This window comes from Halomonas sp. TD01 (assembly GCF_923868895.1).
GTDB lineage: Bacteria > Pseudomonadota > Gammaproteobacteria > Pseudomonadales > Halomonadaceae > Vreelandella.
The window spans coordinates 1-23,081 of record NZ_OV350343.1; the positions used below are offsets into that span (position 1 = coordinate 1).

Below are 23,081 nucleotides of genomic sequence, written 5' to 3' on the forward strand. Positions count from 1 at the left end.
TAAATATTGGTTTATTTGTTGTCCAGTTGTCGCTTAAGCCAGCGGTTAGCCGCTTGACGGCCTGCGTTGTTCTTTACGTGGGCGCGTTGTTCCTGCATGGCTGCCTGTTCCCAGGCGGCGCTATACCCTTCGGCAAGTCGCATTGCTTCGCTGTGCTGTTGGGTGGCCAGCCTCAGGCGAATAAAGCGACGATCCTCAGTCAGCAGGCCACACCGTTTCTCTATCAGCGCCAGCCATGGCTCGATGCGGGTGGTCACGTTGGCCCGCCGTGGGTGTTGTCGTGGGCGGTTGCCGGGCTTGCCTTGCGGCCGGGAAGCGCCAGCGCTGGCTTGTAGTTGGGCAATGCGGGCAAGTAAGGCGTCACCGTTCATACAAATACCCCCGGTGGAATATCAGCGAGTGACAGCTCCCCATCCAACAGCCAATCAAGAACCAGCTCACGGCCTTCCTCTATAGTGGCCCGCAAGCGCCCGCGCTCTTCATGCTCAAGGTGACGCCTAACCGATGCGCTGCGGTATTTTTCCGCGTCTATTGCTGCCTGCCGTTGAATGCTCTTTATTTGCTCACGCGGTAACGGTGGGTGCATTCGCCTAAACGACTCGGTTACATGCCACTCCCAATCATTAAGCGGGGTGGCGGGGGTGGACTGCGTACAGTTAATGACACCAGTCCAAGGCGCTGCGGCTTCGCCTACGCGCTTAAAATCAACCCCGGCAGCTTCACCCTTACGCTCAAACGTCCAGCGGTAGTACCGGGTAAGGTATTCCGTTTCGCCTAGCTGGCTGCTAACCACTAAGCCCCAGGTGCCCGCCATCGGTTCCCCGTAACGGCCAAGCGTGTCGCTTGACCATTCCCCGGTCATTGGGTTGATGTTGGCCGTGTCAACGGTTTGGCGTACCACACGCCATGGGCGAATGGGGGCAACGTCGCGGGGCTGCATCGGCCCGCCCATTAGGTGAAGGTACTTATCCCAAGCGCCAGCATTGGCCGCTTGGCGCAACCCTTCGAGGATCGCGGCGGCTTCCGGTTCTGGCCGTGTGGCCGCTTCCCAATCGGCTAGGCGCTTATCATCTTTGAGACGGCGCAGCTCACGCCACACCGTGACCGAAGGCAACCCAACAAACTGAAACTGACGAATACCCCAGCAGGCCGCCCACGCTTCAATGCGAGGGGCGCTGGTTTCTAGTGACTGGCCATAGTGGTCGAGGTTATCGCCCGGCACGCCTTGGCGGCTGTGCTGCTTACCGTTGATGTTTTTAGCCACGTACTTGGCCACATACCCGGCTGCACTTCCCTTGCTTCGATCAATGGCCACGGGCTTGAATCTAACGCTAGTGTTTCGCTTAACCTCACCCGGTGAATCTTCCAGCGAGTAGCGCCGCAATATGCTGGTTACCTTCGGTTCATCTTCGGGACGCATCCATACCAGCAAATGCCAGTGGGGCGTTCCATCATGGTGGGGCTCGGCAACACGGATCCCATAGATACCTAGACCGTCGCGCTTAAACTTGGCGCGGGCTTTAGCCCATAGGTTCTGCAAGTAGGCCTGTGCTTCACGCGGGTTAGCACCAGCATATTTATGGTTGATGCTGGCGTTCTTCCGTACCGGGTGAAAGCGGCTAGGGGTCGTGATGGTGTAGAACATCCCCCGGTGGCCTGCCCGGTCTGCTTCGCGCTCAGTGTCGGCAATGCGCAGCATTAGCTCTGCCCGCCTAAACTCTGGATTGGCTAAACCCAGCTCGGCCAGCTCTGCAAGGGTGTACTGGTCGCCGTCTTGGTTGGTGGCCGTGATGGCTTCAAGCAAGCGGGCGTTGCGCGTGGTTTGGTCAATGCGACGGCGGTAGCCTTCGTCACTAACGTAAATACCTGCCCGTTTCTGTGTGCGCCCTAAGATGCGTTGCCGCTGTTCACGGCGGCGGCTGGTAAGGCGTCGAAGCTGGCGACGCCACCACATAGGGCATGAAAGGCGTAATAGCTCCCCGGCGGTGCTATGTCCGGTGGGAAGGGGTAGACAATGCTTAGCTACCCGGCGGCGGGCGCGTTGCAGGGCGTAAACTAGATCGCCTAGGCTGGCGGCTTCCAGTTCAATGGCGCGGGCTTGCGCGGTGGCATGGTCGATCAATGCCTGGTCATCGCTTATGCAGTGCCATGGCCCACATTTCAGAAGCGAATCAGCAAGGGCTTGTCGATCAATAAAGGCGGCGTGGCTGGTCATACAGCCCCCTTGCCGCTTACCGTGCGTGACTTCTCAGCGCCAGCACCAACCCCAAAGGGTTGGCATTGATCGGCAAGGCATAGGCGCGCCCCATGCCGTGTGCTATTCTTAGGTTTAGCGTTTGCTTTGGTAGGCGGCGCGGAGAAGGCCCAGCCATTGTGCTGGGCTTTTTCATGGGTGCTAGTCAGCATCGCGGCCCCCTTCCTGCTTATCGTCGTCACCTTCGAGACTTTGCTCCAGCAGGTCTTGAGCCATATCAGCAGCACGTTTGCCCATGCACCGGAACGCTACCGACCAAGCCTCTGCTTGCTGCTCCGTAGTGCCTTGCCCCATGTAATTAACATCCCCCATAATTTCGGCTAGGCGCTCATGGGCTTGGGCAATGTCCCGGATCTCAGCCAATTGCTTTTCAAATTCTGCGCTTAGGTGTTTCATGAAATGGCTCTCCACTCATTGATGCTGAGAATTTCCAGGGACATATCTGCAAGGGGGATCGCGGCGGGCACAGCAAACCACTGCTTGGGGTCACCACCTCGCTTGCGGGCTGCGGCTTCCAGCTTTCGACGATCGACACGGCATAGGCCCGCTTGCTGGCACACTTCGCGCCATGTCAGCAGGCGGCTATCGTCGGCAGGTAAGGCAAAGCGGATGCAGCCAAACAGGTCGCGGTATTCCCAGAATTTGAGGTTCACCAGGGCGCTATCAGTACGGCAAGGCTTGGTAGCGGTGGGCTCCCAAAAGGGATGCGCTGAAAACCACACCACAGAATTTTCAACGTGGCCATCCATGTGGGGCAGCAGGTGGCCGCTGTTCAAAATAGGGGGCAGCTTTTGGACTAGGTTGGTGCAATGGATAACGTGACTCATGCAGCCACCACCCCAGGAAGCAGCGCTTCCAGATCGCGGGCAATCGCTTGTAGCTGTTCAAGTGCGTCATGCGGGGCACGTTGGCAAGGAGGCAGGTACACACTGTAGGTCTGAGAAACGGCGGTAGGGTTGTGCAGGTCGCTACGACGGCCAATGCTTACATTCAGTTGAAGCAGCATTCCCGAAAAATCAACGCTAACCCAATGACCACCTTGGCTGTGGGTGCTGACAGGCAGCGCCAGCGCTTGAATATGGGCGATGGCGTCCCGTTCGGCTTGGGGGATTTGGTAGTTGCTCACGAAAGCACCTCACTACGCACGCGGCGTAAGGCCAGCTCAATGGTGGGCTTGGTGATAGGGTCGGTACGGAAAGGCGCTAGTAGTTCAAGTAAGCGCTTTAGCTGGGGAGTGGTTAATTTCATGACACGGCCCCTACGCTGCGCTTGGCAGTCTCTAAGGCGCGGGCTTCTAGCTGTTGGGCTTTTTCAATGTGGTGGTTGTAACGCTTAAGGCGGGTGCGCGTGCTGGAATCGGCAAATAGAGCGGCTTTCGCCATTTGTCTATGCGCTTCGGCACGGCTGGATAAACTGCGGGTAATAAGATTGGATAGGCGTAATTGTGCCATGGGTGTGACTCCTATTTGATTGGAGTCCGCCAGATCACTTGCACATGATGGGTGGCGGACTGTACGCAGGTGTGCAAGACCGGACAAATAGGAATCCGGCAGGCCGAAGCCTCCCACGCACAGTCCACCATAATTGACGGGCATAAAAAAAACGCCGTCATGGTGGGCGCTGTTGCGCCTATTTGAATTCGGGCTTGCACACCCGGCTGACGATTTTGCGCCAGCTCTCTTTAGAGTAATTGCATAGGTTCGCATTAGCAAGCCTCCTGCTGGGATTTTTCCCATGCTTCGAGGTCGCTCAACTTCCAGCGAGTGCAATTACTGCCAAGTTTTATCGACTTTGGGAAGTTGCCTTCTTTTACCCAGCGATGAATTGTTGCTTTGTGAACACCATAACGGTCTGCACTTTGCTTATCGGTTAAAAACTCGCAGCCTTGGCGCGGTGTTGTCTGGGGTTTGGTGGTTGCAGCCATGCTTATAGCCTCGCTTGTGTGTACAAGGAGTAGCATGGTTGCTTTAACTTGAGGTTTGGCCCTAAACAACAGGGCTTAATTTAGGGTTACTCTTTTTGGCTTGACCGATGCATAAGCAAAGTTGAGGGATAGGCACTCTCCCTCCATTCTTTCTCAAGTGTCGCCTGACCTACGTTAAACATCTTTTCAGCACGCTCAAATACATTACCGTGCACAGCTTTACGGCTTAGTTTGTTTTGTTCCGGATCTTCTGAACACCAGTGATAAATCATAAACAACGCAGCACGAATTTTATCAAAGTTAGGCTTTACCTCACCTCGACCTTTATGGATTGCAAGGTCTTTTGCTCCGAACTCCCCTAAGTAGCGGTCTATCTTACGAACATACCTATCTGACGCACACGCTAATGTTTCAATGGCCCAGCGACTTAATGGAACCCTCATAGAACGGGCTCGATCTACTTCACTTAGCGCCGCGACAATGTGACCTTTTAAGTCTTCTTTTTCATTTCCATATTCTTCGTTGAAAAAGTCTTGGCTACTTTGTTGAGCACGCTGCACCGTATCGTTTAACAATATGGAACCGCCCAACTGTCGAGAGCCTTTTTTAGCCCTACCCCCTATAATATAGCTATACAACACAACGGCCATTTCTTCGTTACTATCATCATACCCAATAAGATGGTTTTCTAAACGATCTAATACAGCTTCTAAGTCGGCCTGAATTTTATCTAAGCTATCATCCATTGTTAGCCACCTCTCCCCGGATCGGAGCGACGTTCGCAGCGCCAACAGTTGCAGGCGTAGTAACAAAATCCGCCCACTGATTCATAACTCGGGCACGCTTGGCCAACATATCGCCGCGACGGTACGCAGCCTCAGCACCGTTTTTGATGGTGTGTGCCAGCGCCATCTCAGCAATATCGTGTGGGGTGCTAGTGCGCTCAGCCATCCAATCACGGAAGGTAGAACGGAAGCCATGAACCGTTGTGCGGTGACTTTCCCCCATGCGCTTAAGTAGTGCTGTCATGGCGGCGTCAGATAACGGCTTACCCTTAGGGCTAACAAATAAACGTTCTGTTTCTTTTGGCTGTGCCTCAAGCAGCTTAATAGCAGCCGGGGCCAACGGTACCCGATGCTCCTTACCTGCTTTCATTCTTTCAGCGGGTATTGTCCAGGTAGCGGCTTCGAGGTCGATTTCCTGCCAAGTGGCGCCACGGGCTTCGCCGGATCGGCAGCCCGTTAATATTGTGAACGCGAGGCAGTTGGCCGCATCGCCTGTGCGATTAGAAAGCGCTTTCCAAAAGGCGGGCATTTCGTCGATAGGTAAGGCGCGATGGTGCTCTACCTTCGCTACTTTGTTGGGTGAAGGCAGGATATTATCTAGGTTGCCTTTCCAGCGTGCCGGGTTGTCGCCGCTGCGGTGGCCATTAACGGTTGCCCAATTCAACACCGCTTCGACGCGTTGCCTAACGCGGGTTGCTGTTTCGGTTTTGGTTTCCCAAATCGGCTGCAACACTTCTTTAATGTGCACTAGCTCAATATCTGAAACAGCCATCTTACCCAGCTTGGGGTAGGCATAAGCGGCTAGGGTGCTTTCCCATTGTTTGCCGTGCTTTAGGTTGCGCGCTTCTGCCTGCTTAATCTTAATAACAGCGCTGGCGGCATCTTCAAAGGTGATAAGTGCTAATTCAGCAGCACGGCGGGCTTGGCTGGCGGCTCTGCGCTCGGTGACAGGATCGACGCCAGCATCTAGCTTTTCACGCACTAAGCGTGCTTTGTCTCTGGCTTGGGCCAAAGTGACGGATGGGTAGCTACCAAGGCCCATATCGCGCCGTACTTTGTAGGGCTTGCCGCTTGTGGCATATCGGTTTTCCCCGGTAGCGTAGCGAAGTATCCACGACCTGGCACCAGCAGACGTAACCCGCAGGTGCAAACCATCCACCTCCCCCACAGAATGAAGCCCAGGTTCACTAAGCCGCTTTACTTCGAGTGCAGATAGCACCTTTGATTTTTTCGGCATTTCTTCCCCCAACAGCAAAACCAACATCCTACCCAACATAGATTATGCGATTGCATACGATTCGATGCAAGCCCATAAAACACCATGCAAACGTAAGGCATTGTTTTCAGGGGAGCAAACACAAAAAAGCCCGCTGATAGCGGGCTTTTTCGAAGGATTCTGGCGGAGGGGGAGGGATTCGAACCCTCGAAGCCTTTCGACTTACACACTTTCCAGGCGTGCTCCTTCGACCACTCGGACACCCCTCCGCGTTTTTGCTCGATTGTTAAGGCGTTGCCTTTCCCAACAGAACGGCGCATATTCTATGGTCTAAGGCCTAAAATAGCAAGCCTTTTAAAGATTTAAGCAACAGGCAGTACAGCGTAGCGCCCGTTGGCTTCCAGGCAGAGCGTGTCGCCACAGTAGAGCTGCTGGGTGAGTGCAATGCTGCCCTTCCCCCGCGCGTTAAGCTTTTCCGCTAGCTGCTCAGGGCCTTGGGGATCGCTGGGGGTGCAAATAATGCGGTAGTCGCTAGTGACTGGCGCAAGAAAGCGCTGGCTGGCTTCGGCCACTACCACATCTTGCGCCCGCCCTTGGGCACGTAGCCATAGCGTTACCCAACACCAGCCCTGCAGCGTTGTTTGCGCCGTTAGCGCGCCGCCAAAACCTGTGCCTTTATCGTTTAGGTTCGGGTTAAGCGCCAGTTGCCACGTCAATGACCCGCCCTCTTGAGAGGTGCATTGGGACATACTCTGAATACCCAGTGCACCCACCATGGGAATCGCCTCCCCTAGCCACTGCTGAAAGGCGGCAAGGTCTTCATGAGCCTGAGGGAGTGGCAAACGGGGGTAAGGCATACCCGGTTGGCGTGGCTGGCTCATCACCTGCTCCTCGTTAATCCCAACGCTCTACAAAGTCAGCTTGATTATGCTGTGCTATTGGCTTGTGGCGACCTGCTAAGCTGCCCAGATAGATAAAGGCGACCACCTCGTCATTTTCATCTAGCGATAGGCCTTTACGCACTACGGGGTCAAAGGCGTACTTACCGCTGCGCCACATGGCACCTAATCCTAGCGCGTGGGCGGCCAGCAGAATACCGTGGGCGGCACATCCGGCTGAAATCACCTGCTCCATTTTCGGCACACCAGGAATATCCGGGGTGACCTTGGCGATCACGGCAATGATCATCGGCGCACGTAGCGGTTTTTTACGCGCAGAATTTAGCGTGTCGTCGCTGGCACTGGGGTCTTCTTGAAACTCTGCTTCTGCGAACAACTCACCCAGGCGCTCGCGCCCTTCACCGATAAATTCGATAAACCGCCAGGGGCGCAGCTCTTTATGGTCTGGGGCGCGCAGCGCGGCTTGGTAAATAGCGCTGAGCTGTTCGGCACTGGGCGCAGGCTCAGTGAGTTTCCCCATAGAGCTACGTTCGTGAAGCAGCGTGAGTGCGTCCATTATGACTCCCTTTTTATTGATCGTTGAGCGCTAGGTTAGCGCCGTTGCTACTGCCTTGCTAGGCGCAAGGGGCTGGGCGCCGTTAAACCAGGCGTTGCTCGCCATGGGCTGATATCTAGCCCACCACGGCGCACATAGCGTGCCAGCACCAGTAGCTCTTCAGGCTTGGCCAACTGCATCAGGTCGGTAAAAATATGTTCGACACAGTGTTCGTGAAAGTCCTGGTGCTGACGATAACCGATTAGATAGCGCAGCAGCCCTTCACGGTCGATTTTAGGGCCTTTGTAACGAATGAGAACACTGCCCCAATCGGGCTGGCCGGTCACCGGGCAGTTAGATTTAAGCAGGTGGGAGTACAGCGTCTCTTCGACGATCTCTTCGCCTACCACCAAATGCGCGGCGCTGGGGGTGTAATCACTGATGTCGATATCCAGATCATCCAGGCACTCGCCCGGTAGGCGCTGGGGGGTAAGCTCACTGTCGTCCACCGCCAATAGCTCTACGCTGACGCAAGCGCCCGCCGCGACGGCTAGATCGCGAATAAGCGTGCTTTGCACCTCTTCTTGGCTGACAAAGCGCGTTTGGTTAAGACTATTGAGATAGAGCTTCCAGGATTTGGACTCAATCAGGTTGGGCGAATCAGCGGGCAAGCGAAAACGTGCAACCGCCACGATGGGCTTACCACGGCCGTTCAGCCACGACACTTCAAAAGCGTGCCACTCATCTTCCCCCACAAACGGCAGCTTACTGTCTTCGATGCCCAATGGGGCACGGTTTGCAGCACGGGGAATAGGATACAAAAGTCCAGCGTCATATTGCTCTGGGTAAGCGGAATCGCGCCCCAGGGGCGCGTGTTCTAAGGTATCAGGGCGGTGGTGTGCCATTACTGGTTGCTCTCTTGATTAGTAGCGTGCCCTCTACTGGGCGTTATCACACGTTTAACTGCGAATGCCTTTGCCGCGGTCTAGCATGGTGAGTGCCACCATAAACAGCACAACGATAAAGGCAAAGATAGCGGTTAGCGCCCAGACGACCGGAATATCGGAAACGCCTAAAAAGCCGTAGCGGAAGACGTTCACCATATACAGTATTGGGTTAAGCATGGAGACGCCCTGCCAAAAATCGGGCAGCATCGAAATCGAGTAAAACACGCCGCCTAAATACGTCAGCGGAGTCAGAATAAACGTTGGCACGATGGAGATATCATCGAATTTATTAGCCAACAGTGCGTTAATAAAACCACCAATGGAAAACAGCGCCGAGGTCAGCACCACCACCAGCACCGTGAGCAGCGGATGCTCGACGGTTAAGCGGGTAAAGAATAGCGATACCAGCGTAACAATTAACCCAACCCCTAGGCCGCGGGCCATACCACCCAAGATAAAGCCGGATAAGACCACCCAATTGGGCATCGGCGAGACCATCATTTCTTCAATAGAGCGCTGAAACTTATTGGAAAAAAAGCTCGACGCCACGTTGGAGTAGCTATTGGTGATCACCGACATCATGATCAACCCTGGAACAATGAAGTCCATGTAGCTGAAGCCATCCATATCACCAATGCGCGAACCAATTAAGTTACCGAAGATGATGAAGTACATCGCCATGGTAATTGACGGCGGCAGCAAGGTTTGGGGCCAAATCCGCGTAAAGCGCTTGATCTCTTTAAGCACTAAAGTCCACAGCGCGATAAGGGTTTGCGTTGCATTCATGCCCGCGCCTCCTGCTGCTCACGTTGATCAATCGCTTGCTGGCTGCTTTCCACCATGGAAACAAACATCTCCTCTAAGCGGTTGGCGCGGTTGCGCATGGAAACTACGGTTAACCCCTGTTCGCTTAAGGCACTGAACACATCATTGAGCCGCTGCCCACGATGAATTACCAGCGCTAGCTGGGAAGGCTCGATCTGCTGAACTTCAAACCCTTCAATAACGGGTGCTTGCTCTACCGGCGCAGACAGGTCGAGCAGGAAGGTTTCAGTGTTCAGCTCTGTCAGCAGTTCACGCACGCTGGTGTTACGCACAATTTCGCCTTGATTGATAATGGCGATATTGCGGCACAGGCTCTCGGCTTCTTCGAGATAGTGTGTCGTGAGAATAATGGTGGTGCCTTCATCGCGGTTAATACGCCGCATGTATTCCCACATGCTGCGGCGCAGCTCAATGTCTACGCCTGCCGTTGGCTCATCAAGAATCAACAGCTTTGGGCGGTGCATCAGCGCACGGGCAATCATCAGGCGACGCTTCATACCGCCAGAAAGCATACGCGCACTGCCATTGCGCTTGTCCCACAACCCAAGGTCACTGAGCAGTTGCTTGGCACGAGGCAGCGCCTCTTTACGGGTCATTCCGTAGTAGCCAGCCTGAGCCAGAATGATATCAATGACCTTTTCAAACTGATTGAAATTGAATTCCTGGGGCACCACGCCAAGCTGGTACTTGGCTTTTGCGAAGTCTTTATCGATGTCGATACCAAAAATCGACACCTTGCCTGCTGATTTCTGCACCAGCGAGCAGACCACGCCGAGGGTGGTCGACTTACCCGCTCCGTTAGGCCCTAACAAAGCAAAAAAATCGCCCTGCTGGACGTCTAAATCAATACCTTTTAACGCTTGAAAGCCGTTGCCATACACTTTTGTGAGGCCACGGATAGACAATGCCGGTTCGGCCATGAATATGTCCTGTCAGCAAATGGGGAGCACAAGAAAAACGAGCTAGATAGAGGGATATCGGGGCATCCGTATATTTTTTCAAGTCGCCCGAATGACAGCCACGCAAAAATATCGCCGATTGATGTGCGATACAGTGTTCAAAAAAACAAAGGAAAACAAGCAAAAAGGAGGGATAAGAAAAAGTGTTTGCTTGGAGCGGGAAAAGAGATTGATCGGACTGGCGCTCCAGCTCTCGACCCTTGGCAAATATGTAAAACCGTTGTATGGAGCGGGAAAAGAGATTCGAACTCTCGACCCTCGCCTTGGCAAGGCGATGCTCTACCACTGAGCTATTCCCGCGTACAACAAACAGTGCTACAAAAAAGTGCGAGATGGCGTCCCATAGGGGGTTCGAACCCCTGTTACCGCCGTGAAAGGGCGGTGTCCTAGACCACTAGACGAATGGGACGCTGTAAGCATATTAAATGCTTGGAGCGGGAAAAGAGATTCGAACTCTCGACCCTCGCCTTGGCAAGGCGATGCTCTACCACTGAGCTATTCCCGCTTAATCTGTATTACTCGCAATCGGATTGGCGTCCCATAGGGGGTTCGAACCCCTGTTACCGCCGTGAAAGGGCGGTGTCCTAGACCACTAGACGAATGGGACACTGTAAGCATACTAAATGCTTGGAGCGGGAAAAGAGATTCGAACTCTCGACCCTCGCCTTGGCAAGGCGATGCTCTACCACTGAGCTATTCCCGCAATTCCGATACCTTAACGACTTTTTATCCTAAAAAACAAGTGGCGTCCCATAGGGGGTTCGAACCCCTGTTACCGCCGTGAAAGGGCGGTGTCCTAGACCACTAGACGAATGGGACGTTTCATTGCCTCGTCGAGGTGGCGCGTATATTACTCAGCCCTTTGCGGGCTGTCAAGCAGTCTGAAATCAAAACGTTTTACTGGGAGCGAATAACACCACCGAGGCGGTCGAATCTGGTGCACTGATTCATCAAAATGCTTCTTTTCAGTGCACTAGCTGGTTTTTCATGCACTTATCAAAGGCTATAAACGCCTTAAAAATCTTTCATCTATAATAAAATCGATTTTCTGGCATACGGCTTGCTACCTTATCAGCGATCACGGGTTTATTTGGCGATCTGGCGCCAATAGCTGGTGACCACAACTAAACAAGGAACTTGCAATGCTCCATACCCAACGTAGTTACGGCGGCAGCTGTGTAGCCCCTCATCATCTTGCCGCAAGCGCAGGGCGTGATGTGTTGAAACAAGGAGGCAACGCAGTAGAGGCTATGGTCGCTGCAGCAGCTGCGATTGCCGTGGTGTACCCGCACATGAACGCGCTAGGTGGCGACGGTTTCTGGCTCATTCACGAACCGGGCAAAGCCCCCGTTGCCATTGATGCCTGCGGCCCTGCTGCTCAGCTTGCTAACAGCGAATTTTATGCAGGTGCGACGCATATTCCTAAGCGTGGCCCAGAGGCCGCACTGACCATGGCGGGCACCATCAGTGGCTGGCAGGAAGCACTAGAGGTAGCCGCTAGTTGGGGAGATTCGCTGCCACTTTCTACACTGCTAAGCGATGCCATTCGCCATGCCGACGAGGGTGTGGCTGTTTCCCAGAGCCAGGAAACATTAACAGCCAAACACCTGGAGCGACTAAGCCAAAGCCCCGGTTTTAGGGATGCATTTCTGATTGACGGCCAAGTGCCCCGGGAAGGTCAACGCCTTCGCCAACCACGACTAGCGGCCACACTAAAACGATTGGCAAGCGCCGGACTGGATGATTTTTACCGAGGCGAACTTGCCATCAGCATGGCGCGCGACCTGGAAGCGCTGGGCAGCCCGCTTCGCTTAGACGACTTCCACGCCTACCACGCTCAGCAGGTCACTCCCCTTCATGTGCGTCTGCAAGATGCCACGCTATACAATCTGCCAGCCCCTACCCAGGGTATGGCATCGCTGATGATTCTGGGTATTTACGAACGTATTAAAGCTATCGAGCCGAACGGCTTTGACCATCTGCATGGCCTTATTGAAGCGACCAAGCGGGCCTTTATGTTGCGTGATCGCTACGTCACCGACCCTAGCCGCGTGCCTGCTCCCCTGCAACAGTTACTTAGTGAAGAACGCATTAGCGCAGAAGCCGCTGAAATCAATACCTCGCAGGCCCTCCCGTGGCCTCATGTACCCGCATCTGGCGATACCATTTGGATGGGAGCCGTTGATAGCGAGGGTCGTTCGGTCAGCTTTATTCAAAGCATCTACTGGGAATTCGGCAGTGGCGTAGTACTGCCGGAAAGCGGCGTGCTGTGGCAAAACCGAGGTATTAGCTTTTCACTTAACCAGGATGATTTACGTGGCCTTGCTCCTGGCCGGAAACCTTTCCATACGCTTAACCCTGCACTTGCTACCTTTAACGATGGGCGCACCATGGTTTACGGCACAATGGGAGGAGAAGGCCAGCCACAAACCCAGGCAGCAGTTTTTTCCCGCTATGCACTGCACGGAATGCCGCTTCAGCAAGCGGTCACTGCACCGCGCTGGCTATTGGGCCGCACCTGGGGAGAATCCAGCACCAACCTGAAGCTCGAAGACCGCTTCAGCGACCGTTTGGTCGCCGCACTTGCTACGGCTGGACACGATGTCGAAGTCATCCCTGAGGCATTCAGTGACACTATGGGCCATGCGGGCGGTATCGTACGGCATCCGGATGGCTTAATTGAAAGCGCCCACGATCCGCGCAGCAACGGCGGGGCAGCTAGCGTGTAAACACTATACTGGCGGTTTTCTTACCTTTCACACATGCTGAACCTGGGCGGGCTATCTACTGTCACTCTGCGTAGTGATACGCTAGCCTGCTTACATAAGCCTCTGCTTAACGGTAACCAGAGGGAGAGGAGACCCCCATGGCGAAAATAGAAAAATCCCCCGACGAATGGCGCAAGCAACTCACCCCGGAACAGTACCGTGTGGCGCGTGAAAAAGGCACTGAACGCCCGTTCACGGGTGATTATCAGGTCAGCGATGCCCAGGGCATTTACCACTGCGTGTGCTGCCATGCGCCGCTGTTTGAAAACGAGCATAAGTTTGATGCGGGCTGCGGCTGGCCGAGCTTTGATCGCCCACTGGGATCACGCTGCGTCGAAGAGCATAACGACGCCTCTCACGGCATGCGGCGAACTGAAGTCGTTTGCTCCCACTGCGATGCCCATCTAGGTCACGTATTTCCTGATGGCCCGCCAGACACGACCGGATTGCGTTATTGCATCAATTCGGTGTCGTTAGAATTCCATCCTGACGAGTAATCGTTACTAAACCCTCGATCAATACCAGAAAGGCGGGCGCCATCTGCTAGAATGGCAGCCCGCTTTTTTGTGCCCGCTTTTTGTGCTTGTATTTGTTTTGCGCTAATTAGGAGAAACTCATGCTCGGCTGGTTCCCCGGACATATGAATAAGGCCCGCCGCCAGATTAAGGATGCGCTGCCCGAAATTGATGTCGTTATTGAAGTACTTGACGCGCGCCTGCCCTACTCCAGCGCCAACCCGATGCTGGCCGAGCTGACTCGCCATAAGCCGGTATTGAAGATTTTGTCGCGAGCAGATCTTGCCGACCCTGAGCGCACCGCTGAGTGGGTGGCTTTTTTCGATGCTCAAGAGGATACCCGCGCCCTGGCGATTACCACTACCAATATCCGCGAACTTAAAAAAATCCCTAAACTGTGCCACGAATTGGCAGGCGCGGTACGCGCAGACAGGGATGTCCGCGTGATGGTGATGGGCATTCCCAACGTGGGAAAATCGACGCTAATCAACGGGCTTGCTGGCCGCAAAATTGCTAAGACCGGCAATGAACCCGCAGTCACCAAGCGCCAACAAAAGGTGCGTATTGATGGCCGCGTGGCACTGATCGACACCCCTGGGGTGCTATGGCCAAAAATTGAAGACCAAGCCAGCGCCTATCGTCTGGCTGCCAGCGGCGCGATTCGTGATACCGCAATTGAATATACCGATGTGGCCATCATCACCAGTGCAGAGCTTGCTAAGCGTTATCCTGCAGAGTTAACCGCCCGCTATAAGCTAAAAGCGCTGCCCACCTATGAAGCGCCAGTCGCGCAAGAGGTGGATGCTGATGGCCCGCAAAAGCCAGATTTCTTAGCCATTGCCGGTTTTGACGGCCACGCCATTTTGAAAGAAATTGCGAGTAAGCGCGGCGGCTTACGCCCCGGTGGCGAGGTCGACATACACCGCGGTGCCGAAGTACTGCTTCACGAGCTACGCGATGGCAAACTCGGTAGGCTTACCTTAGAAACCCCAGGTGATATTCCACCGCCGCCGATACAAAACGACGAAGACAGCCACCTACAATCCGACGCATAATGGGCTGATCATCAGCAGCACCCTCGGCCACAGGACATTTTGGATAATAAACCCCATGGACACCCCGCAGCCTACAGAATCACACACGCTGAAAAAATCGCACAAACTGCAAAACGTTTGCTACGACATTCGTGGCCCAGTACTCGACCATGCCAAGCGCCTGGAAGAAGAAGGCCAGCGAATTTTAAAGCTTAACATTGGCAACCCTGCGCCGTTTGGCTTTGAAGCGCCGGAAGAGATTCTCCAAGACGTGATGCGCAACTTGCCCACTGCCCAGGGCTACTGTGATTCCAAAGGCCTTTACTCGGCGCGTAAGGCGATTATGCAGGAGTGCCAGCGTAAACAGATCCCTGGGGTCGGCATTGAAGATATCTACATCGGCAACGGTGTTTCTGAGCTGATCGTGATGGCCATGCAGGCGCTGTTAAACGACGGTGATGAAGTACTGATCCCCGCCCCTGATTACCCGTTATGGACCGCCGCAGCGCATCTATCCGGTGGTCACGGTGTTCACTACCTATGCGATGAGCAGGCTGACTGGTCACCGGATATGGCAGATATTCGTGCCAAAGTTACCAGCCGTACCCGGGCTATTGTGATTATCAACCCGAATAACCCTACCGGCGCGGTCTACCCGCCTGAGGTAGTGCGGGAAGTATTGGATATTGCCAAAGAGCACAACTTGGTAGTGTTTTCTGATGAGATCTACGACAAGATTCTTTATGACGGCGTAGAACATACGGCCACGGGGGCATTGGCCGATGATGACCAGTTGGTTATCACCATGAACGGTCTGTCGAAGAGCTATCGCTGTGCGGGCTTTCGCTCAGGCTGGATGACCATTTCTGGTACGCTTGCCAAACAGCGCGCTAATGATTTCATTCAGGGCCTGACCATGCTGGCCTCGATGCGCCTGTGTGCCAACGTGCCTGCCCAGCACGCCATCCAGACCGCGCTGGGCGGTTACCAGTCAATCAATGATTTAATCCTGCCGGGCGGCCGGCTATTGGCTCAGCGAGATATTACGATAGAGAAGCTTAACGCCATCCCAGGGGTCTCTTGCGTGACGCCTAAAGGCGCGCTATATGCCTTTCCACGCTTAGATCCCAAGGTGTTTAACATTAAGGATGACCAACAGCTGGTGCTGGACTTATTGCTCCAGGAAAAGATCCTACTGGTGCAAGGCACCGCCTTCAACTGGCCAGAGCCTGATCACGTGCGCATTGTCACTCTGCCCTGGGCCGACCAACTGGGTGATGCACTTGATCGCTTTGCTAATTTCTTGTCCCGCTATCGTCAATAAAAACGGCGACTTGAAACTGACGTTAACAGCACGTATCTAAACTGTCATTCCACTAACGCTTTTTTAATGACCTTTGATGGAGAACCTGCACCATGATGCGAATTGTGCTGTTTTTAGCCACTAACTTAGCGGTGTTGCTGGTTGCCAGCTTAACGCTGCGACTGTTTGGGGTGGAAAGTTACCTAAGCAGTCAGGGCATCAACTTTACCAGCTTGCTAATCTTCTGCTTTATCTTCGGCATGGTCGGCTCGCTGATATCGCTGTTTATTTCCAAGTGGATGGCAAAGCGCTCGACCGGTACCGTGATTATCGAAACACCGTCAAATTCAACTGAGCAGTGGCTGTTGGATACGGTGGCCGAACTTTCCCGCGAAGCGGGCATTAAGACGCCGGAAGTAGGTATTTTTCCTGCTCAGCAGTCCAATGCATTTGCCACCGGTTGGAACAAAAACGATGCGTTAGTCGCGGTATCGGCGGGCCTACTCAACCGCATGCGTCCTGAAGAAGTGCGTGCGGTGCTGGCCCATGAAATCGGCCACGTAGCTAATGGCGACATGGTAACGCTGGCGCTGATTCAAGGCGTCGTGAATACCTTTGTTATGTTCTTTGCCCGAGTCGTGGCTCAGTTAGTCGATAACTTCTTAAAAAGCCGTAGCGACGGCGAGGGAGGCCTTGGTTTCATCGGTTATTTTGCCGTGGTTATCGTGGCAGAAATCGTCTTTGGTATTGTCGCTTCTGCAATCGTTGCTTGGTTCTCACGCTATCGTGAATACCGTGCCGATGAGGCAGGCGCACGCTTGGCGGGCACCGGCGCAATGGTGAATGCGCTAGCACGTCTTAAAGCGGAAACTGAAATGCCTGACCAGATGCCCGATACCCTCCGCGCGATGGCTATCACCAAAGGCCAAACCCGTTCTCTGTTAGAGCAGCTATTTGCCAGCCACCCGCCTCTGGACGATCGCATTCGCGCTTTGAAAGAAGCGGCTTACCGTCAGTAACGCATAGTTGCTAGTCGCATAACACACAAGGCCCGCAAATGCGGGCCTTGTGCTTTCTATATCACCTCACTACCAACACACCGTCACTACGCAACTAAACACACTGCACTTGAAAACCAGCCGCTAGCAATGGCGCTTCCAACATCGTTGCATCGCTCTCTAATAAAACGCGAAGCGTGGCAAACTCTCGACGCAGTGGGTAGTTGGATCGACAGTGATCAAAGCCCTTTTTGATTCCCTGGTGAAACACGTGCCGCTGCAGCGCATCGTGGTCACGGCGTACATCGTAAACCGCGCGCGCGCAAAGTCGAAGCGCTTCTTCTGTCGGCAAAGCTTGCTGCAGCGTTAACGCTGACAGCGCAGGTCGTGGGCAAAGTTCGTTAAAACCAATACTACTTGACCGCCCAATATGCTGGGCCAGCGCCTGCTGGATCATCCACGTACCGCGCAACTTGCCGTCAAGGCTATGCCCAGCAATATGCGGCGTCGCCAGCGCTACCAAGTCGCGCAGCCCTGCATCGATCTCCGGCTCATCTTCCCAAACATCCAGAATAGCCGTGATATCGCCTTTACCCGCTAAGCGGCTGCGTAGCGCCAAGCCGTCAATGCAATCACCCCGCCCTGCGTTTAGCAGCACTGTCCCAGGGGCTAGGTCATTAATACGCTCAGCATTAAGCAGTTGATACGTGGCATGAGGGCCTTCTTTCACTAGCGGGGTATGCAGGCAAACTACGTCGCAGTGTTCGATGACGCTATCCAGCGAGACAAACGGATTCGCCTCTTCTAGTGCTGCGTGATCTTTTCCAGCTCGCTCTTTTTCTGCTCGAGGCGGATCACACACCAAGGTTTCCACACCCAGTGCTTGCAGGCGCTGTTGCAAACGGCTGCCAACGTTACCAGCACCCACAATCCCCACCCTACGCGCTAGCAACGGCCCCCCTTCTCGCTCACTAATCAACAGTAGGCTACTAAGCACATAATCCACCACGGCGTCGGCATTGCAGCCAGGGGCACTAGCAAAGCCAATGCCGCGCTCACTTAATAGCGCGCGATCAATATGGTCGGTGCCAATGGTGCAGGTACCTACAAAACGCACTGAGCTTTGTGCCAGCAGTGTTTGGTTTACCTGAGTAATCGAACGCACTATCAGCGCGTCGGCATCGGCCACATCGGCGGGACGAATCTCACGCCCTGGCAAGCGCTGCAGCGTGCCAACGCGCCCAAAGCAGGCGTCAGCGGCGGGGATATTCGCGTCGATAACAAGTTTCATAGGCGTTTTCGTATCCGGGCTTTACAATACGCCCGCAACGGCTTGCTGTGCAGGCATGATCAAGAAGCAGTTAAGGAGATGGGTGTGATCGTACGCTGGGAAACCGACCATGACTATGTGTTGGTGCATATTCACCAGGATATGTTTGGCGACTGGATTTTCAGCCGCGCCTGGGGGCAAATAGGCACCCAATTTGGCGGACTAAAACACCAGCTGGCAGACACCCTGGAGCAAGCGCAAATGTGGATGGAAGATGAGGCCACCATCCAGACCTCACGAGGGTTTCGTAAGGTACTGGAGGCCGCCGATCATACGCCCGAAGGACAGGAAGCCATGCGGCAGTTATCGCTACTTGATGCGCTATAAGCGCATCAAATGCCAGCTCAGCGACCTCAAGAACTGTCTCAAGGGCTCTATCTCAAGGACTCTATCTCAAGGGCTATCCTAAGAAGCGCCGTCCGTTGCGCTGATGCGCGCCAACTGGCGGAGCATTTTCGGGCGGTGTGGTAAGTGCCGCAAGCGCAGCCTCATCCAGCCAGCCGCGCGCTTGCAGCCAAGCGCTTAGCCGCTCAAGATCAAAACCTCGGTCCAGCTCTTCTCCGCTCCCATCCATCAGAACCGGAATGCGTACGCCATAACGCTCCAATAGCGTATCGTCGTCGCTGATTTCAATGTGATGCAGCGATACCTCTTGGTTCGCCAACGTTACCACTAGCGCTTCTAACTGAGCGCATAAGTGGCAGCCTAACGTTGTATAAATCGATAGCTGAATCATAGCCGATCTCTTTTATGCCTTACGCTTTATGGCGTAGCAAAAACACATGATGCAAATTGGTCCGGCGCTGAAAATCCGGGTCAAAGGTACGCGACGTAATATCTTCCACTGCGTAGCGCTCACTGATCGCCTCGTCCAGCTTGAAGCGCCGCTGGTTGTTCGAGAATACCAGCGTGCCGCCGGGCGCAAGACGCGCCATAGCAAGCTCTATTAGCCGCGGGTGGTCACGCTGCACATCAAGGGTATCGCGCATTTTCTTGGAGTTAGAAAACGTTGGCGGATCCATAAAGATCAGGTCAAACTCGGCGTTAGCGGTTTCAAGCCAGCGGAAACAGTCATCCCGCACCACTCGGTGTAACCTTGGATCCAGCTTGTTCAGCGCAAAGTTGTCTCTCGCCCACTCAAGGTAGGTATTGGACATATCAACGCTAACACTGTCGCTTGCACCGCCCAAGGCTGCCTGCACGGTTGCCGTGGCGGTGTAGCAAAACAGGTTTAAGAAGCGCTTGCCGCTGGCCATCTCCTTAAGCAGGCGGCGCACTGGCCGATGATCCAAAAACAAGCCGGTATCCAAGTAGTCACGCAGGTTCACCCACAACCGAGCGTCACCTTCCTGCACTTCAAAGCGTTCGCCGCTGGCATCACGCTTTTGGTACTGGGCACTGCCAGTTTGCCGCTCACGGCGCTTTATATAAATCTTACTTGGATCAACGTCGAGGGCATCTGGCAGCACTTCCAGTGCATCAAACAGGCGCTTTTGAGCCTGAGCTGGGTTAATTGAGCTAGGCGCCGCATACTCTTGAACATGCACTCGGTCACCGTAACGGTCGACGGCCAGCGCGTATTCCGGCATATCGGCATCGTAAACACGGTAGCAAGCTTCACCGCTCTTCTTTAGCCACTTTTTCAGACGTTTTTGATTCTTCGTCAACCGGTTGGCAAACATCTGGGCATTTTCCGACACTACAGGCTTGGTACTGGCGCTGACATGCTGAGCCACTTCACCATCTTCTGAGGCAGATGAATCGCTATCATTATCTGGCTGGCTAGCCGTGTGATTGGCAATTTCCATCAGCAGCAACTTGGCATCCAACGCGCCATTTTTCAGCGCATACTGCTTGTGAGCACGCAGCCCCAGCCGGTGGCCAAGGTCGGGGTTGCCGGTAAACAGCGCCAGCGTCCAGCCAGGAAACAGCGCTTTCGCTTTTTCACCCAGCTGAGCGTATAAGCGCACCAGCTCGGGTAATTCGCCTAAGCGCTCGCCATAGGGTGGGTTAGTAATCAACAACCCACGCTCGGCAGTAATTGTTTCTGGCCTGGTTAGCTGACTAAGGCTTTGCCCGTGCAAGGTAATTAGCGCAGGAATGCCCGCACGCATGGCGTTGGATTTTGCTGCTGTCAATGCCGCAGGGCTTTGATCAAAGCCCACCAGCGCCGTTTTACAGCGTTTACGGCCTATCGATGCCCGCGCCTCGGCTTCGCGCTTTAACTCTTTCCACAGCGGCTCATTGTGCCCTGCCCAGCCTTGAAAACCGAAACGCTCCCGGTTGAGGTTAGGCGCTTGGTCGGCGGCCATTAGCGCCGCTTCAATCAACAACGTGCCTGCACCGCATAACGGATCTAGCAGTGGCTCACCGGCTTTTGCTCGTTCGGGCCAGCCTGCACGCACCAGCAGCGCAGCGGCTAAGTTCTCTTTCAGCGGCGCATGACCAACATCACGGCGGTAGCCACGGCGATGCAAACTTTCACCAGATAGATCAATACCCAGGCTTAAGTTAGCGCGATGTAGATGGGCATAGATGCGCAGATCAGGCGTTTTCGTATCAACATTGGGACGCTCTTGACCTGCCAGCTGCAGTGAGTCTACAACGCCATCTTTCACCGTTTGGGCACCAAACCGGGTGTGGCGGATGTGATCGCTACGGCCATGAAAATCTACTGCGAGGGTTTTGCCAGACGTTAAATGCTGCGTCCAGGGAAGTCGGGCAACCACGTCACGCACCTGCTCGGCGGTATCGATCATCGATTCCCGAGCCAGCAGCAAAATAATACGGTTAGCCAACCGCGACCACAGGCATATGCGATAGGCGGTTTCTAGCTTGGCGGAAAAATAAACGCCCGCCACGGTCGTTTTACCTGGCTCGGCTCCTAGCGCTGAAAGCTCATCAGCTAAAAGGCCTTCAATGCCTTTAGGGCAGGTTGCAAGGAGGTTTAGAGGGGCAGTTTGGCTCGACTCGGTCATGTTTATCGCCGCGCGTAAGAGCGCGATATTCCTATATATGGCAAATGAGTTTACGTCTTATGACAATTTGATGGTCGACAAGTGACCCCATCATGAGCTAACAATAAGAGTGTAGCTACTGAAAAACGCATGCGTTGTTTGTCAGGGTTCTATTAGCAACTTGCTTTCAAGACCCCTAATTTGTCGAGTCTGCCGCTTTGCCCGTTCAGCACGTGAGTGCTAGGCACTAGCGTTGAGTGGCGGCTTGCCAAAGTTAACTATCGAAATAGCACTGATGCAAATATAGCATTTTTGCCCAACGTGCTTTTCTTATCAAAGGCTTTCGTGAAAAGAGGTTAGCCAATGAAACGACAAAAACGTGATCGCTTCCAACGGGCTTATGTTCACGGCTATAAAGCGGGCATTACGGGTCGCTCCCGAGATGACTGCCCCAGTCAAGATGTCAATTTACGCGAATATTGGATGAGTGGTTGGCGTGAAGGTCGCGGTGATCAGTGGGACGGTATGACCGGTGTCTCCGGTATTCATAAAAACCCCATGGTGATGACCTAGTTTTTTTACCTTTTCAAACATTACATTTGGAGTACGGAGCCCGCTGGCAAGCGGGCTTTTTTATTGCTCAATTATTGCTGTTTCAATGCCTCGGCACACGCTTTCACTAACCCAGGGCCCTGGTAAATCAACCCTGAATAGAGCTGCACCAAGTCTGCGCCAGCGGCAATTTTAGCAGCAGCGGCCTCACCGCTATTAATCCCGCCCACGCCGATAATAGGCAGCGTTGGCAGTTGCGCGCGCAACAGGCGAATCACCCTATTCGATGCTTCAAAAACGGGTTTGCCTGAAAGGCCGCCAGCCTCTTCTGACTGAGGATCACTCTTCACGGCCTCGCGAGATACCGTGGTATTGGTCGCAATCACACCATCCAGTGCATTTCGAGCAATACTGTCGGCTACCAAGACAACCTCTTCTTCACTCATATCTGGGGCGATTTTAACCAGTAGCGGCACCTTGCGGCCTAACGCGTTGTCCAGCTCTTGGCTGCGCGATCGGATAGGCCCTAACAACGCATCCAGTTGCTCACCGAACTGCAATGTCCGTAGCCCAGGCGTATTGGGTGAGGAAATATTGACCGCAATATAATCAGCCACGCCGTGCACCGCTTCTAAACAGAGCAGGTAATCATCAAGCGCATTCTCCACAGAGGTGGCTAAGTTCTTACCAATATTGATACCCACCACCCCGTTGTAGTGGCGCTTTTTCACCTGAGCAACAAGGTGCTCAACCCCTTTGTTATTAAAACCAAAGCGGTTAATAATCGCCTCGTGACCTGCAAGGCGAAATAGGCGCGGCTTCGGATTGCCTGGCTGCGCTTTGGGCGTCACGGTGCCTACTTCTACAAACCCAAAGCCCAGCGCGCCCAGCGCATCCAAGTGATCGGCATTTTTATCCAGCCCTGCGGCAAGCCCTACCCGATTACTAAAACGCAGCCCCATCAGCTCAACAGGGTCACTCACAGGCTCACCATATACCCGCTGCACACCGCCAACCCGGTGCAGTGTATCTAACGCACCCAGCGCCAACCCATGAGATGTTTCTGGGTCGAGTCTAAACAGCAGCGAACGGGCGAAGTTATACATCAGCGAGGCTCTCCAGAGCAGTGGGCATAAAGCAGACGAGCGGACACGCTACATGTGGGCAAATAGACGACATAGCGCGCGGCGCGCAGAGTATAGCGTAAATCAAGTTATCTTCGCAGCGCTGAGCGGCGAGAAAGGCGATGCAGTGAAAAAGCGGCCACAAAAAACCGCGCC

General features: G+C 54.1%; 27 protein-coding genes and 7 tRNA genes. 7 read left to right on the forward strand and 27 right to left on the reverse strand.

Annotated elements, in window-relative coordinates; translation table 11 throughout:
- Nucleotides 1–11 precede the first annotated feature (11 nt).
- From L1X57_RS00005 to L1X57_RS00110, 23 genes are all read right to left on the reverse strand, one after another.
- A complete protein-coding gene (locus L1X57_RS00005) occupies nt 12–371 on the reverse strand; it encodes a hypothetical protein (protein ID WP_009722603.1) in 360 nt (119 codons plus the stop codon).
- Complete coding sequence (locus L1X57_RS00010) at nt 368–2,215, reverse strand: replication endonuclease (protein ID WP_009722602.1); 1,848 nt, start codon at nt 2,213–2,215, stop codon at nt 368–370. The genes L1X57_RS00005 and L1X57_RS00010 overlap by 4 nt, the downstream gene beginning before the upstream one ends.
- Complete coding sequence (locus L1X57_RS00015) at nt 2,212–2,406, reverse strand: hypothetical protein (RefSeq protein WP_009722601.1); 195 nt, start codon at nt 2,404–2,406, stop codon at nt 2,212–2,214. The genes L1X57_RS00010 and L1X57_RS00015 overlap by 4 nt, the downstream gene beginning before the upstream one ends.
- Nucleotides 2,396–2,650 (reverse strand): hypothetical protein, encoded by a 255-nt coding sequence (locus L1X57_RS00020; protein ID WP_009722600.1) that lies wholly within the window; start codon nt 2,648–2,650, stop codon nt 2,396–2,398. Before L1X57_RS00020 ends, L1X57_RS00015 begins: the two co-directional genes overlap by 11 nt.
- Nucleotides 2,647–3,081: a hypothetical protein gene (locus L1X57_RS00025; RefSeq protein ID WP_009722599.1), complete on the reverse strand. Its 435-nt coding sequence runs from the start codon at nt 3,079–3,081 to the stop codon at nt 2,647–2,649. The genes L1X57_RS00020 and L1X57_RS00025 overlap by 4 nt, the downstream gene beginning before the upstream one ends.
- Nucleotides 3,078–3,380, reverse strand: coding sequence for a hypothetical protein (locus tag L1X57_RS00030; protein ID WP_009722598.1), 303 nt, complete (start codon nt 3,378–3,380; stop codon nt 3,078–3,080). Before L1X57_RS00030 ends, L1X57_RS00025 begins: the two co-directional genes overlap by 4 nt.
- Nucleotides 3,377–3,502, reverse strand: coding sequence for a hypothetical protein (locus L1X57_RS18765; protein WP_009722597.1), 126 nt, complete (start codon nt 3,500–3,502; stop codon nt 3,377–3,379). Before L1X57_RS18765 ends, L1X57_RS00030 begins: the two co-directional genes overlap by 4 nt.
- On the reverse strand, nt 3,499–3,705 hold the full coding sequence (locus L1X57_RS00035; RefSeq protein WP_009722596.1) for a hypothetical protein: 207 nt from the start codon (nt 3,703–3,705) through the stop codon (nt 3,499–3,501). The genes L1X57_RS18765 and L1X57_RS00035 overlap by 4 nt, the downstream gene beginning before the upstream one ends.
- A gap of 254 nt (nt 3,706–3,959) precedes the next feature.
- Complete coding sequence (locus L1X57_RS00040) at nt 3,960–4,178, reverse strand: helix-turn-helix transcriptional regulator (protein WP_009722595.1); 219 nt, start codon at nt 4,176–4,178, stop codon at nt 3,960–3,962.
- 86 nt (nt 4,179–4,264) lie between these two features.
- Nucleotides 4,265–4,924, reverse strand: a complete 660-nt coding sequence (locus L1X57_RS00045; protein WP_009722594.1) for a hypothetical protein — start codon at nt 4,922–4,924, stop codon at nt 4,265–4,267.
- Nucleotides 4,917–6,200 carry a tyrosine-type recombinase/integrase gene (locus tag L1X57_RS00050; protein ID WP_039868763.1) on the reverse strand — a complete coding sequence of 428 codons (1,284 nt, stop codon included), beginning with the start codon at nt 6,198–6,200 and terminating at the stop codon, nt 4,917–4,919. The genes L1X57_RS00045 and L1X57_RS00050 overlap by 8 nt, the downstream gene beginning before the upstream one ends.
- Before the next feature lie 160 nt (nt 6,201–6,360).
- Nucleotides 6,361–6,448 (reverse strand) — tRNA-Ser (locus L1X57_RS00055).
- 93 nt (nt 6,449–6,541) lie between these two features.
- A complete protein-coding gene (locus tag L1X57_RS00060) occupies nt 6,542–7,060 on the reverse strand; it encodes a YiiD C-terminal domain-containing protein (RefSeq protein WP_009722592.1) in 519 nt (172 codons plus the stop codon).
- 13 nt (nt 7,061–7,073) lie between these two features.
- Nucleotides 7,074–7,634: a nitroreductase family protein gene (locus tag L1X57_RS00065; RefSeq protein ID WP_009722591.1), complete on the reverse strand. Its 561-nt coding sequence runs from the start codon at nt 7,632–7,634 to the stop codon at nt 7,074–7,076.
- 47 nt (nt 7,635–7,681) lie between these two features.
- Nucleotides 7,682–8,518 (reverse strand): NADPH-dependent 7-cyano-7-deazaguanine reductase QueF, encoded by an 837-nt coding sequence (gene queF, locus L1X57_RS00070; RefSeq protein ID WP_009722590.1) that lies wholly within the window; start codon nt 8,516–8,518, stop codon nt 7,682–7,684.
- A gap of 54 nt (nt 8,519–8,572) precedes the next feature.
- Nucleotides 8,573–9,346: an ABC transporter permease gene (locus L1X57_RS00075; protein WP_009722589.1), complete on the reverse strand. Its 774-nt coding sequence runs from the start codon at nt 9,344–9,346 to the stop codon at nt 8,573–8,575.
- The gene (locus L1X57_RS00080; RefSeq protein ID WP_009722588.1) at nt 9,343–10,305 is read right to left on the reverse strand and encodes an ABC transporter ATP-binding protein; all 963 of its coding nucleotides are present in this window, start codon (nt 10,303–10,305) and stop codon (nt 9,343–9,345) included. The genes L1X57_RS00075 and L1X57_RS00080 overlap by 4 nt, the downstream gene beginning before the upstream one ends.
- 264 nt (nt 10,306–10,569) lie before the next feature.
- Nucleotides 10,570–10,644: transfer RNA gene (locus L1X57_RS00085), tRNA-Gly, on the reverse strand.
- 33 nt (nt 10,645–10,677) lie between these two features.
- Nucleotides 10,678–10,753, reverse strand: a tRNA-Glu gene (locus L1X57_RS00090).
- Nucleotides 10,754–10,774: 21 nt separating this feature from the next.
- A tRNA-Gly gene (locus L1X57_RS00095) sits at nt 10,775–10,849 on the reverse strand.
- A 26-nt stretch (nt 10,850–10,875) separates the two neighbouring features.
- Nucleotides 10,876–10,951, reverse strand: a tRNA-Glu gene (locus L1X57_RS00100).
- Nucleotides 10,952–10,972: 21 nt separating this feature from the next.
- Nucleotides 10,973–11,047, reverse strand: a tRNA-Gly gene (locus L1X57_RS00105).
- 40 nt (nt 11,048–11,087) lie between these two features.
- Nucleotides 11,088–11,163, reverse strand: a tRNA-Glu gene (locus L1X57_RS00110).
- Nucleotides 11,164–11,486: 323 nt separating this feature from the next.
- On the opposite strand from L1X57_RS00110, the gene L1X57_RS00115 reads away from it, so the two are divergent.
- The 5 genes from L1X57_RS00115 to htpX all read left to right on the forward strand — a co-directional run bounded on the left by L1X57_RS00115 (nt 11,487) and on the right by htpX (nt 16,983).
- Nucleotides 11,487–13,073, forward strand: a complete 1,587-nt coding sequence (locus tag L1X57_RS00115) for a gamma-glutamyltransferase family protein (protein ID WP_009722587.1) — start codon at nt 11,487–11,489, stop codon at nt 13,071–13,073.
- A gap of 137 nt (nt 13,074–13,210) precedes the next feature.
- Nucleotides 13,211–13,609: a peptide-methionine (R)-S-oxide reductase MsrB gene (gene msrB / locus L1X57_RS00120; protein ID WP_009722586.1), complete on the forward strand. Its 399-nt coding sequence runs from the start codon at nt 13,211–13,213 to the stop codon at nt 13,607–13,609.
- Between the two features lie 119 nt (nt 13,610–13,728).
- Entirely contained in the window at nt 13,729–14,682 is a 954-nt protein-coding gene (gene ylqF, locus L1X57_RS00125; protein WP_009722585.1) for a ribosome biogenesis GTPase YlqF, read from the forward strand.
- Between the two features lie 55 nt (nt 14,683–14,737).
- Complete coding sequence (locus tag L1X57_RS00130) at nt 14,738–15,985, forward strand: pyridoxal phosphate-dependent aminotransferase (protein ID WP_009722584.1); 1,248 nt, start codon at nt 14,738–14,740, stop codon at nt 15,983–15,985.
- A 92-nt stretch (nt 15,986–16,077) separates the two neighbouring features.
- Nucleotides 16,078–16,983: a protease HtpX gene (gene htpX, locus L1X57_RS00135; RefSeq protein WP_009722583.1), complete on the forward strand. Its 906-nt coding sequence runs from the start codon at nt 16,078–16,080 to the stop codon at nt 16,981–16,983.
- A 94-nt stretch (nt 16,984–17,077) separates the two neighbouring features.
- Here htpX and pdxB read toward each other — a convergent pair whose 3' ends face one another.
- Nucleotides 17,078–18,253, reverse strand: coding sequence for a 4-phosphoerythronate dehydrogenase PdxB (pdxB, locus tag L1X57_RS00140; protein WP_009722582.1), 1,176 nt, complete (start codon nt 18,251–18,253; stop codon nt 17,078–17,080).
- An 84-nt stretch (nt 18,254–18,337) separates the two neighbouring features.
- Between pdxB and L1X57_RS00145 the strand changes: the two genes are divergently transcribed.
- On the forward strand, nt 18,338–18,619 hold the full coding sequence (locus L1X57_RS00145) for a WGR domain-containing protein (protein ID WP_030070186.1): 282 nt from the start codon (nt 18,338–18,340) through the stop codon (nt 18,617–18,619).
- Between the two features lie 73 nt (nt 18,620–18,692).
- Here the strand turns inward: L1X57_RS00145 and L1X57_RS00150 are convergent, their stop codons facing one another.
- On the reverse strand, nt 18,693–19,028 hold the full coding sequence (locus L1X57_RS00150) for a glutaredoxin family protein (protein WP_009722580.1): 336 nt from the start codon (nt 19,026–19,028) through the stop codon (nt 18,693–18,695).
- A 19-nt stretch (nt 19,029–19,047) separates the two neighbouring features.
- Nucleotides 19,048–21,270: a bifunctional 23S rRNA (guanine(2069)-N(7))-methyltransferase RlmK/23S rRNA (guanine(2445)-N(2))-methyltransferase RlmL gene (gene rlmKL / locus L1X57_RS00155; RefSeq protein ID WP_009722579.1), complete on the reverse strand. Its 2,223-nt coding sequence runs from the start codon at nt 21,268–21,270 to the stop codon at nt 19,048–19,050.
- 342 nt (nt 21,271–21,612) lie between these two features.
- On the opposite strand from rlmKL, the gene rmf reads away from it, so the two are divergent.
- Nucleotides 21,613–21,822 carry a ribosome modulation factor gene (gene rmf, locus L1X57_RS00160; protein ID WP_009722578.1) on the forward strand — a complete coding sequence of 70 codons (210 nt, stop codon included), beginning with the start codon at nt 21,613–21,615 and terminating at the stop codon, nt 21,820–21,822.
- A 71-nt stretch (nt 21,823–21,893) separates the two neighbouring features.
- On the opposite strand, the gene L1X57_RS00165 is transcribed toward rmf, so the two are convergent.
- On the reverse strand, nt 21,894–22,907 hold the full coding sequence (locus tag L1X57_RS00165; protein WP_009722577.1) for a quinone-dependent dihydroorotate dehydrogenase: 1,014 nt from the start codon (nt 22,905–22,907) through the stop codon (nt 21,894–21,896).
- Between the last annotated feature and the right edge of the window lie 174 nt (nt 22,908–23,081).